The sequence below is a fragment of the Streptomyces himalayensis subsp. himalayensis genome (assembly GCF_013778455.1).
In the GTDB taxonomy this organism is placed as follows: Bacteria; Actinomycetota; Actinomycetes; order Streptomycetales; family Streptomycetaceae; genus Streptomyces; species Streptomyces himalayensis.
The window spans coordinates 1-11,249 of sequence record NZ_JACEHE010000065.1 but is presented as its reverse complement, the minus strand read 5'-3'; the positions used below and the strand labels follow the sequence as shown (position 1 = coordinate 11,249).

At 70.5% G+C, this 11,249-nt stretch carries 10 protein-coding genes; 7 read left to right on the top strand and 3 right to left on the bottom strand.

Annotated elements, in window-relative coordinates; all coding sequences use genetic code 11:
• Window positions 1-98: 98 nt before the first annotated feature.
• Window positions 99-785, bottom strand: a complete 687-nt coding sequence (locus H1D24_RS41075) for a hypothetical protein (protein ID WP_220137796.1) — start codon at window positions 783-785, stop codon at window positions 99-101.
• Between the two features lie 274 nt (window positions 786-1,059).
• Here H1D24_RS41075 and H1D24_RS41070 point away from each other — a divergent pair, with 274 nt between their 5' ends.
• The 6 genes from H1D24_RS41070 to H1D24_RS41045 all read left to right on the top strand — a co-directional run bounded on the left by H1D24_RS41070 (window position 1,060) and on the right by H1D24_RS41045 (window position 8,713).
• Window positions 1,060-1,980 carry a DUF2797 domain-containing protein gene (locus H1D24_RS41070; protein ID WP_181662879.1) on the top strand — a complete coding sequence of 307 codons (921 nt, stop codon included), beginning with the start codon at window positions 1,060-1,062 and terminating at the stop codon, window positions 1,978-1,980.
• 122 nt (window positions 1,981-2,102) lie between these two features.
• Window positions 2,103-2,513 (top strand): antibiotic biosynthesis monooxygenase family protein, encoded by a 411-nt coding sequence (locus tag H1D24_RS41065; RefSeq protein WP_181662878.1) that lies wholly within the window; start codon window positions 2,103-2,105, stop codon window positions 2,511-2,513.
• 162 nt (window positions 2,514-2,675) lie between these two features.
• Entirely contained in the window at window positions 2,676-3,416 is a 741-nt protein-coding gene (locus tag H1D24_RS41060; protein ID WP_181662877.1) for a response regulator transcription factor, read from the top strand.
• Window positions 3,413-5,023, top strand: a complete 1,611-nt coding sequence (locus tag H1D24_RS41055; RefSeq protein ID WP_181662876.1) for a sensor histidine kinase — start codon at window positions 3,413-3,415, stop codon at window positions 5,021-5,023. The genes H1D24_RS41060 and H1D24_RS41055 overlap by 4 nt, the downstream gene beginning before the upstream one ends.
• 25 nt (window positions 5,024-5,048) lie before the next feature.
• A complete protein-coding gene (locus tag H1D24_RS41050) occupies window positions 5,049-6,446 on the top strand; it encodes a bifunctional glycosyltransferase family 2/GtrA family protein (RefSeq protein WP_181662875.1) in 1,398 nt (465 codons plus the stop codon).
• Window positions 6,443-8,713 (top strand): glycosyltransferase family 39 protein, encoded by a 2,271-nt coding sequence (locus H1D24_RS41045; protein WP_374064793.1) that lies wholly within the window; start codon window positions 6,443-6,445, stop codon window positions 8,711-8,713. The genes H1D24_RS41050 and H1D24_RS41045 overlap by 4 nt, the downstream gene beginning before the upstream one ends.
• Here the strand turns inward: H1D24_RS41045 and H1D24_RS41040 are convergent, their stop codons facing one another.
• Window positions 8,714-9,475: an endonuclease/exonuclease/phosphatase family protein gene (locus H1D24_RS41040; RefSeq protein WP_181662874.1), complete on the bottom strand. Its 762-nt coding sequence runs from the start codon at window positions 9,473-9,475 to the stop codon at window positions 8,714-8,716.
• A gap of 401 nt (window positions 9,476-9,876) precedes the next feature.
• On the opposite strand from H1D24_RS41040, the gene H1D24_RS41035 reads away from it, so the two are divergent.
• The gene (locus tag H1D24_RS41035; RefSeq protein ID WP_181662873.1) at window positions 9,877-10,668 is read left to right on the top strand and encodes a TetR/AcrR family transcriptional regulator; all 792 of its coding nucleotides are present in this window, start codon (window positions 9,877-9,879) and stop codon (window positions 10,666-10,668) included.
• 51 nt (window positions 10,669-10,719) lie between these two features.
• Here H1D24_RS41035 and H1D24_RS41030 read toward each other — a convergent pair whose 3' ends face one another.
• A complete protein-coding gene (locus H1D24_RS41030) occupies window positions 10,720-11,190 on the bottom strand; it encodes a PPOX class F420-dependent oxidoreductase (RefSeq protein ID WP_181662872.1) in 471 nt (156 codons plus the stop codon).
• Window positions 11,191-11,249: the final 59 nt, after the last annotated feature.

Here is an 11,249-nt window from a genome sequence, read left to right as displayed (position 1 = left end):
GGAGACGCTGCCCGAGGCGTGACCGACGGCACCGCCTCCGGGCGCACGCAGATCAGAAGCCCCTCGGGATGATCCCGAGGGGCTTCTGACGTAGTGGCTCAGATAGACGTTCCGGAAGAACCGGAGGAGCCGGAGGAAGAGGGTGTGTGCACGTTGTCGAGGGTCTGCTGGTGCATCTCGTCCACGGCCTTCTCGTCCGCCGCGTCGCCCAGGGTCAGGACGTGCACCATGTGGTTCTCCTCGGCGATGATGCATGCCGAACCGGTCTGGGGGTCGTCGTCCTTCGTGGACAGATCCGTGTGGAGGGCAGGGTTGCCGTCGACCGTGGTCTTCTTTCCGCTGGTGCTGGTGGCGGTCTCGCCGAACTCGGTGCTGAAGGTCTCACGGACGCCCTCAAGACCGTTCTTGAGATTTTCCTGGGTGCCAGGTGCGTCGTAGACGACGAAGGCGGTGACGACCCCGTCAGTGCCGGCCAGCATGTACTGGCGGCCGGTGATGGTCGTGCCGTCCGCGCCGGTTTCAGAGAATTCCTGGACCGATGGCTTTCCGGGAAGCTTGAAAGTGATGCCGCTGGGGGCATCGGTGGTCTCCACCCACTTCTCGGCGGGATCGGCGGCGTCCTGCTGTCCCTGGCTGCCCTGCGTGGCCGCAATCGTGGTCACGGTGCCGACGTGCGGCGTCGCCGAGGCCGCGAATGCGCTGGTGGGGAGCAGGACGCCTCCTGCAGCCACGGCGGTCGAGGCGGCAAAGATCGCAAAGCGCTGCTTCGGGGAGCGGAGAGCCATAGAAATCATTTCCAATCAGAATGGGTGAAGAGGTTTTCGAAGATATGGCCCGCTTGATTCGCGGGCTTTTGAGTTGTGGGTGGGTGTGAACCCATGTCCCAGTTAAGCCGCGGCAGCATTTCGCGTCTTGCCCCTGATTCGCGTGACAGGAGAATTCGGGACTTGCCGGATGGTGGTTGTCCTGATAGAGGAGGCGCGGTCGGCTGCCCGCCCCGGCACTGTCAGTGGCCGGTCCTACGCTCGTGAGAGTGAGGGAACACGTGAGGGTGCGGCGATGCAGAGGGTGCAGGCGTGGCGGTGTTCGGGACTTCGGTGGTCGGCGGGGTCCCCCCTGCCCGAGCGAAGCCGAGAGCTCGGGGTAGGGCCCGTGCTGGTGTGGGACGGGGGGCGGAGAAGTGGGCTGACGTGGGGGATGCGGGTGGCGTTCGCCGTCGTGGGCGGCAGTGTCCGGCGGTGCGTGGGGGCGCGCGGGCACGAGTGCCCGGTGCGGGCGCGGATGCGGGGGCGGAGTACGGGGGCGCGGTGCGAGGAGTGCGGGCGGCTGGAGCGGGCGCATTCCGTCGCCGCCGACACGCTGCCGGATGATCCCCGGCCGTACGCGGTCTATCTGGCCTGGTTCGGACCGGGCATGGTGAAGGTGGGGATCACGGCGGTCGAGCGGGGGTCCGCGCGGCTGCTGGAGCAGGGTGCGGTGGTGTTCACCTGGCTGGGGCGCGGGCCGCTGATGGCCGCGCGGCGGACCGAGGACCTGCTGCGTACGGCGCTGGGCGTGCCGGACCGGATTCCGTACGACGCCAAGCGGGCGGTGCGGGCCGCGCTGCCGGAGCCGGCCGCGCGAGCGGCGGAGATCGCACAGCTGCACGCCCGGGCGGTGCGGCTCGAGGGATGGCCGGAGTCCGTGCGGCCGGCGCCGTTCGAAGCGGTCGATCACACGGCGGTGTTCGGGCTGGAGGGTCTGCCGTCCGCCGTGGGAGCCGTGGGCGAGCTCGTCGCCGGTGGTGTGGTGAGCGGTGAGCTGGTGGCTGCCGCCGGGCCGGATCTGCATCTGGCCACCGAGCGCGGTGTGGTCGTACTGGACACGCGGCTCATGACCGGGTGGGAGCTGACCGGTGTAGTAGGGGACGGTGGGGATGGACGGGGTGGATTGACGGTGCCTGTGCGGGAGTTCGGGGGTGTGCAGGACGGGTTGTTCTGAGAGCGAGCGGCGCGGCCGGCCTCGCCGTGTGCCTGGCGTCGAAGGTCAAGAGATCGATCCCTTGTGGCTCCCCTTCGGAAAGTGCCTGGACGGCCGGGATCGTCCGGCGCGACAGTGTGGTCATGACCGATTCATCTGCGACGCCTTCGTCCGCGACGCCCTCGTCTGCGACGCCTTCGTCCGCGACGCCTGACGTCGCTCACGGGCCCGTTCCCCAGCCCGCCTTCGAAGTCCCGTACTACGCCGTGGTGTTCACCTCCGTCCGGACGGAGGGGGACGGCGGTTACGGAGAAACCGCGGGACGGCTGGAGGAGTTGGTGAAGGACGTCCCAGGGTTCCTGGGGATGGACTTGGCGCGGACGCCCGGTGGGCTCGGTATCACCGTCGGGTACTTCCGCGACGAGGACGCCATCAAGGAGTGGCGGAGCGACATGGAGCACCGCGCCGCCCAGAAGCGTGGGCGGGAAGAGTGGTACGAGAGTTACACCCTGCACATTGCGAAAGTTGAGCGGAGTCATGGGTTCCGTAAGTAGGTTGCGGAGCGCTCACCTGCGGTCGGTGTGACGCCTCGGCCGGTCGGCGCGCCGCGCGGGACAGCGGCTCCCAGCTGCTCCTGAGAGCTCCCTGTGTGTTTCTCAGGGAATTCACAGGTTCCGGAAAGCGTGCTCTCAGAGCGGCAGTCGAATGTGTGCACCATGACCACGATCTCGCCCCAGGGGCGCACCGAACTGCTGAGGCCGGACGGGAGCCCCGTCCGCGTGCTCGTCGTGGACGACGAGCTGTCGATCACCGAGCTGCTGTCCATGGCCCTGCGCTACGAAGGCTGGCAGATCCGCACCGCGGGCGACGGAACGGGCGCGGTGCAGACCGCGCGCGATTTCCGGCCCGACGCCGTGGTGCTGGACATGATGCTGCCCGACATGGACGGGCTCACCGTGCTCGGCCGGCTCCGCCGTGAGTTGCCCGATGTGCCGGTGCTGTTCCTGACGGCGAAGGACGCCGTCGAGGACCGGATCGCCGGGCTCACGGCGGGCGGCGACGACTATGTGACGAAGCCGTTCAGCCTCGAGGAGGTCGTCGCACGGCTGCGCGGCCTGATCCGCCGGGCCGGCGCCGCCGACGCGCGCAGCGAGTCCCTGCTCGTCGTCGGTGATCTGACCCTCGACGAGGACAGCCACGAGGTGACCCGCGGGGGAACGTCCATCCACCTCACCGCCACCGAGTTCGAGCTGCTGCGCTTCCTGATGCGCAATCCGCGCCGGGTGCTCAGCAAGGCGCAGATACTCGACCGGGTGTGGTCCTACGACTTCGGCGGCCAGGCTAACGTCGTCGAGCTCTACATCTCGTATCTCCGCAGAAAGATCGACGCCGGACGCGAGCCCATGATCCACACGCGGCGCGGCGCCGGTTATCTGATCAAGCCCGCCGCGTCATGAGCACGGCGCAGCAGCCGCGGTCGCGCAGGCTCAGGGGGAAGCCGGGGAAGCAGCGGCAGCCGCGGTCGCTGCGTACACGGCTCGTACTCGGGTCCGTCGCGCTGATCGCCGTCGTGTGCGCGGTGATCGGGACGGTGACGACGATAGCTCTGCACACGTACCTGTACGACCAGCTGGACAAGCAGGTGCACGAGGTCGCGGTCATCTCCGACAGAGGCCCTGGCCCCGCCCAGCCGGGCGAGCAAGGGACAACGCCCGCCCCGCAGACGGGCGCCCTGGGTTTCCTGGGTGGACCCGTGCGGGGGGACACGGTGGCCGCGCTGGTGTCGTCGGACGGCACCGTCACCGACGCCGCGAAGAGGGACCCGGAGAGCCTCACCGAGATCACCGATCTGAACGATGCACAGAAGGCTGCCCTGCAGTCCGTGCCGCAGGACGGTAAGGCGCACAGCGTCCACATCCCCGGCCTCGGCGACTACAGGGTCGAATATTCGGACCGCAGCAGCACCCTGGTCGGCCTGCCCGAGGCCGAGGTCCAGGACACCATCAGCACCCTCATCGCCGTCGAGGTCAGCGTCACCGCCGCGGGTCTCGTCGCCGCATCGATCGCCGGTGTCGCCATGGTCGGCGTCGCCCTGCGCCCCCTGCGCCGCGTCGCCGCGACCGCGACCCGTGTCTCCGAACTGCCGCTGCACAGCGGCGAGGTGGCGCTGCACGAACGCGTGCCCGAGGCCGAGGCCGACCCGCGCACCGAGATCGGCCAGGTGGGCGCCGCGCTCAACCGCATGCTCGACCACATCCACGCTGCCCTGGACGCGCGGCAGCGCAGCGAGACGCGCGTGCGGCAGTTCGTCGCGGACGCCAGCCACGAGCTGCGTACGCCGCTGGCGTCGATCCGTGGATACGCGGAGCTGACCCGATGGGGCTGGGAGGAGACCGGTCCCGACACGCGGCACGCCCTCGGGCGGATCGAGTCCGAGGCGAACCGTATGACGGGACTCGTCGAGGATCTGCTGCTGCTCGCCCGGCTCGATTCCGGACGCCCGCTCTCGTACGAGAGCACTGATCTCTCACCGCTGGTCGTGGACGCCGTCAGTGATGCGCGCGCGGCCGGGCAGGACCACAAGTGGCGCTTGGAGCTGCCCGACGAGCCCGCGATCGTCCTGGCCGACGCGGCACGACTGCAACAGGTGCTCGTCAACCTCCTCGCCAACGCGCGCACGCACACACCACCGGGCACGACCGTCACCGCACGCGTGCACCGACAGGGCTCCCGGGTCTGCCTGGACATCGAGGACGACGGGCCCGGCATCCCGCCCGAGCTGCTGCCGCACGTCTTCGAGCGGTTCGCGCGCGGCGACTCCTCACGCTCGCGTCACTCCGGCTCCACCGGTCTGGGACTGGCGATCGTGCACGCAGTGGCGTCCGCGCACGGCGGCACCGTGACCGTCGACAGCGTGCCCGGACGCACGGTGTTCACCGTCCACCTGCCCGCGTACCAGGAATCTGTCCCGCTGCCCGCGTACCCGCAATCGGCCCCGCCGCCCGCGGACGACGCATCGGTCCCGAACTCACAGACAGGCCACAGCCTCACCACACAGGCATAACAGGGGCGTTGGCGAGTCTCGTGTCATGCGAACCGACTCTTCTTCGGGCACCGACCCCTCAGCGGGTGCTCTGCCGGCCAGGAAGCATATCCAGGCCGGTGAGGGCGGGGTGCCGGTACTTGACGTAGTGATCCCCGTCTACAACGAGGAGAAGGACCTCCGGCCGTGTGTGGAACGGCTGTACGACCACCTCGTCCGCACCTTCCCCTACCGCTTCCGCATCACGATCGCGGACAACGCCTCCACGGACTCAACTCCGCAGGTGGCGGCCCGGCTGGCATCGACAATGGAGTCGGTCCGGTACTTCCGGCTGGAGCAGAAGGGGCGCGGCAGGGCGCTGCGCACCGTCTGGTCCGCATCGGACGCGCCGATCCTCGCGTACATGGACGTCGATCTGTCGACGGACCTCAACGCCCTGCTCCCGCTCGTCGCTCCGCTGATCTCAGGCCATTCGGACCTGGCGATCGGCTCCCGGCTGTCGCGCAGCTCGCGTGTGGTGCGCGGCCCCAAGCGGGAGTTCATCAGCCGCGCGTACAACCTCATCCTCCGCGGGTCGCTGCAGGCCCGCTTCTCCGACGCCCAGTGCGGCTTCAAGGCGATCCGGCGCGATGTCGCGCAGGTGCTGCTGCCGCTCGTCGAGGACACCGGCTGGTTCTTCGACACCGAGATGCTGGTCCTGGCCGAGCGCGCCGGGCTGCGCATCCACGAGGTGCCGGTCGACTGGGTCGACGACCCGGACTCCACCGTGCACATCGTGAAGACCGCGACCGACGACCTCAAGGGCGTGTGGCGGGTGGGCCGCGCACTGGCCACCGGCTCCCTGCCGCTGGACCGGCTCACCCGGCCCTTCGGCGACGACCCGCGCGACCGGCAGCTGCCCGGGGTGCCGCGCGGTCTCGCCCGCCAGCTGGTCGGCTTCTGTGTGGTGGGTGTCCTCTCCACCCTCTTCTACCTGCTGCTCTACTCCCTCTGCCGCTCCTTCGCCGAGCCCCAGGTCGCCAACGCGCTGGCGCTGCTGGTGTCCGCGGTCGCCAACACGGCGGCCAACCGGCGGCTCACCTTCGGCGTACGAGGCCGTGAAAGCGCCGTCCGCCACCAGGCACAGGGCCTCGTGGTCTTCGGCATCGGGCTCGCCCTGACGAGCGGCTCCCTCGCCGCGCTGGACGCCGCGGCCGGCGGCCCCTCGCACTCCACCGAGCTGGCGGTGCTCATCGCCGCCAACCTCGCCGCGACGGTGCTGCGCTTCCTGCTCTTCCGGGCGTGGGTGTTCCCGGACCGGCGTGACGACACGCCCCCGGCGCCCCGGCCCGCGTACGACATGCACAAGGTCCCCGCCGGAGTGGGCGCGGACCAGCCCTGGGACGCGACCGTGCAACTGCACGCGGTGCGCCCGCACGACCACGATCCGAGGAACGCCCGATGACGACATCCGATATCCGCAACGCGGGAGGCGTCGACCCCGCCTGGGGCCCGCCGAGTGGCAGCCCGGCTCCCGCCGGCTCCACCCCGGCTCCCGCGGGCGCCACCCTCGCGCAGGCGACCGTCCAGGCGCCCCCGATGCCCGGCGCGGCACCGGCATACGACACCACCGAGGTCGGCGACGGCCGCCCCAAGGACCCGTTCCTGCGGCGCGTCCGGCGCGGCCGCCCCGAGGACCCCCGCTGGGCGCGCCCCGCGTTCCTCGCACTGCTGCTGGTCACCGCGGTGCTGTACCTGTGGAACCTGAGCGCCTCCGGATACGCCAACTCCTTCTACTCCGCGGCCATCCAGGCCGGCAGCCAGAGCTGGAAGGCCTTCTTCTTCGGCTCGCTCGACGCGGCGAACGCCATCACCGTCGACAAGCCCCCGGCCGCCCTGTGGCCGATGGCGCTGTCCGTCCGCCTCTTCGGCCTCAGCTCGTGGGCGATCCTCGTCCCCGAGGTACTGATGGGTGTGGCCACGGTCGGCGTCTTGTACGCAGCCGTACGCAGGCGCTTCAGCGCCGGCGCCGGGCTGATCGCGGGCGCGGTGCTCGCGCTCACCCCGGTCGCCGCGCTGATGTTCCGCTTCAACAACCCGGACGCGCTGCTCGCCCTCCTGATGACCGCCACGGTCTACTGCGTGCTGCGCGCTCTGGAGGACGGCCGCACCAAGTGGCTCGTCTGGGCGGGCGTCGCCGTCGGCTTCGCCTTCCTGACCAAGACCCTGCAGGCCTTCCTGATCCTTCCGGCGCTCGCCGCGCTGTACGCGGTGTGCGCGCCGGTGAAGCTGAAGAAGCGCATCGGCCAGCTGCTGCTGTCCGGCCTGGTGATGGTCGTCGCGGGCGGCTGGTGGGTCGCGATCGTGGAGCTGTGGCCCGCGTCCTCGCGGCCGTACATCGGCGGCTCGCAGAACAACTCGTTCCTGGAGCTGACCTTCGGCTACAACGGCCTCGGCCGCATCAACGGCGAGGAGACCGGAAGCGTCGGTGGCGGGGGCACCGGGGGCGGCCAGTGGGGCGAGACCGGCATCGACCGGATGTTCAACTCCGAGATCGGCGGCCAGATCTCCTGGCTGCTGCCTGCCGCACTGATCCTGCTCGTCGCGGGCATCGCTCTCACCTGGAAGGCGAAGAGGACGGACGCCGCCCGGAACGCGTTCCTCGCCTGGGGCGGCGCGCTGCTGATGACCGGCCTGATCTTCAGCTTCATGGCCGGCATCTTCCACCAGTACTACACGGTGGCGCTGGCGCCCTACATGGCGGCGTTGATCGGCATGGGCTCGACGGTGCTGTGGGAGGAGCGCGCCAAGAAGTGGGCGTCGTTCGCCCTGGCGGGCGCCGTGGCGGCGACGGCGGTGTGGTCGTACGTCCTGCTGAACCGCACACCGGACTACCTGCTGTGGCTGAAGTGGTTCGTGCTCATCGGCGGTCTGGTGGCCGCGCTCGGCCTGCTGGTCGCCGCGCGCCTGGGCCGGCAGCTCGCGCTCGCCGCGGTGGGCCTCGGCCTGGTGACCTCGCTCGCCGGACCGACCGCGTACACCCTGAGCACGCTGAGCACCGGGCACACGGGCTCCATCGTGACCGCGGGTCCGGCCGGCGCCAGCATGATGGGCGGCCGTGGCGGTCCCGGGGGGATGGGAGGCGGCGGCATGCAGCCGCCCGGCCAGACCGGCCAGACCGGCCAGAACGGCCAGAACGGCCAGACCGGCCAGCCGGGCCAGCAGCAGGGCGGCGGTATGGGCCAGCCTCCCACCGGCCAGCAGGGCCAGAACGGCCAGGCGCAGGGCCAGGGCCAAGGCCAGCAGGGCGGCATGCCCGGCGGCGCCATGGGCGAAGGCCGGACGGGTGGCGCGGGCGGCGGCATGGGCGGCCTGCTCAACGGCGCCGATGTCAGCTCCGAGGCCAAGGCGCTGCTCGGGAAGAACGCTGACGACTACACCTGGGTCGCCGCGGCCATCGGCGCGCAGAACGCCGCCAGCTACCAGCTCTCCACCGGCGACCCGGTCATGGCGATCGGCGGCTTCAACGGCAGCGACCCGTCCCCGACGCTCGCCCAGTTCAAGCAGTACGTCGAGGACGGGAAGATCCACTACTTCATCGCGGGCGGCATGGGCGGCGGAGGCGGCGACAACGGCACCGCGTCCCAGATCAGCTCGTGGGTGGAGGAGAACTTCGGGACGGTGACCGTGGGCAGCGCCACCTTCTACGACCTGACCCAGCCCAAGAGCTGATCAGCGTCCGCGCCGGATCAACAGATCGGCGACGACGCGGCGGTGGTCCGAGGCGAGCGTCTCGGCCACCGCCCCGTCGCGTATCCGGACGCCGTCGCCGACCGCCACATAGTCGATGCGCTTCACGGGATTCAGCGCCGGGAAGGTCAGACCGGCCGGCGCGGAGTCGGTCAGGTCGTCCCACAGAGGCGCGAGTTCGGGCGCGGACGGCTCGGCGTTGAGGTCGCCGAGCAGGATCTGCCGGGGACAGCGGGCGCCCCGGTCGCAGTCCTCGGCCATGATCCGCCGCGTGTCGGCGACCTGGGCGGCACGCACGGAAGGATCGGGCCGGTAGTCGAGATGCGTCACATAGACGTGCACCGGAACGCCCTTGACGCGGAGCACCACTTCGGGGAACCCGGGGGCCGGTGCGGGCACCGGGTTCGGGTCCTGCGTCGACAGCCGGGTGATCTCGTGGTTCTCGGAGTCCACGATCGGATAGCGGGACAGCACCGCGAGCCCGTACTCGCGCCGGGGTGCACCCTCCGCAGCCGGATCAAAGCTGTATATGGGCGCGAAGTGCACGTACATCCCCAGCCGCTCCGCCAGCTCACCGGCCAGATCGCGCCATCCGCTGCGCGCGCCCCAGTGAACGTCGACCTCCTGCAGCCCTATGACGTCCGCGTCCAGCGCACGCAGCGCCGCCTCCTGGCGGTCGAGATCGAAGACGTTGTCCATACCGGCTCCGGCATGGATGTTGTACGAGACGACGCGCAGCGGCACTTCTCGGCCGCCTCCCCCCTGCTCTCGGCTCCGCTCGAGCAGGGGGGACCCCCAGTCGGCCCCGGTGCGGCGTGGACGGGCGGTGCCGCGAGAGCGGCCAGAAGCCCGGCTGCCAGGGCCAGTTGAACCGTACGACGCGTTCTCCAGATGTCGGAAGCGCGCAGAACGGTACTCCTGAACCGCCTTGTCCGCGGCGGAAGTCGGGCATCACACATACGGCCGTGCGCTCGGTCGTACGGCCGTCAACTCCCGCTGCCCGGTACGCCCTGCTGTGCGGGTCCGAGGGCGGAACCGCCGGTTGGGGGGCGAAGTGCGCGGCTGACCCGCATAGCATCGAGAAGGGGCGGACCAGTCGATTCCGGTCCGCCCGGCACATCCACGAGCTCCCAGGAAGGTGCGCCATGGTGAGGGCAGCCGACCAGACCAGGCGTCGGGCGCGGACCAGCGTCTGGCTGGAGGGCAAGACGTCCCGCGGAGCCGCGGAGGCCTCTCGGGGCAGCGCGCCGCGGGGGAACGGCCAGCCGTCCGGTCTCGACCGGGACCGCATCACCGGGGCCACGGTGCATCTGCTCGACGCGGAGGGGCTCGCGAAGTTCTCCATGCGCCGGCTCGCGGCCGAACTCGACGTCACGGCGATGTCGCTCTACTGGTACGTGGACACCAAGGACGACCTCCTCGAGCTCGCCCTCGACGCGGCCTACGGCGAACTACGGCTGCCCGACCCCGAGTCCGGCGCGGACTGGCGCGACCAGCTTCGCGAACTCGCCACCGGGTACCGGGACTTGCTGGTCCGCCATCCCTGGGTGTCCCCCCTGGCGGGGACCTTCCTCAACATCGGACCGCACTATCTGGACTTCCTGCTCACGGTGCAGCGCGTCGTCCGCCGCACGGGGCTGCCCCCGGACGCCCTCGGCGGGGCGATCTCCGCGGTCTTCCAGTTCGTTTACGGCTTCGGCACGATCGAGGGCCACTTTGTGCGGCGGTGCGCCGCGGCCGGGGTGAGCCAGGACGAGTACGTGCGGCAGGCCATGGCGAGGGTCGAGCGGACTCCCGAACTCGGTGAGCTCGTCGCGGAGTCCGGCATGGCGCCCCGTGCTGGGGGAACGGTCGAGGAACTGCGGGAGCGGGACTTCTCGTTCGCGCTCGACTTGTTGGTCGCCGGGATCGAGGCGAAGGTCCCGGGGCGCACGTAGGCGGACCCGCAGACGCGTACGCCCCGACCCACTCGCCGGCAGGTGCGTCCGTTACTTCGGCGGAGCCAGGCGTGCCGGGAAGCCGCCCGTAGCCACCGGCCCCCACCGCTCCGGAGTGATCCGGATGATGGACTTCCCCTGCTTGATCATCGCCGCGCGGTACTCGTCCCAGTCCGGGTGCTCCCCGGCGATGTTCCGGTAGTACTCGACCAGCGGCTCGACCGAGTCCGGCGCATCGATGACCTCGGCGGACCCGTCGATCTGGACCCACGGCCCGTTCCAGTCGTCGCTCAGCACAAGAATGCTCACGTGCGCGTCCCGCTTCGCGTTCCGCGTCTTGGCACGTTCCGGATACGTCGAGACGACGATCCGCCCCGAGTCGTCGACCCCGCAGGTGAGAGGCGAGGCCTGAGGGCCGCCGTCGGCCCGCCGGGTCAGCAGGATGGCCCGGTGCCGGGGCCGTACGAAGTCCAGCAGCTCTTCGAGAGAGACTTTGGTGTTCGTCGCGATGTTGGGTGCCATAGCGGGCACCCTACGCCGGGCACCCCCCGGCGTACGCCTACGCCTCGGGCAGTGTTTCG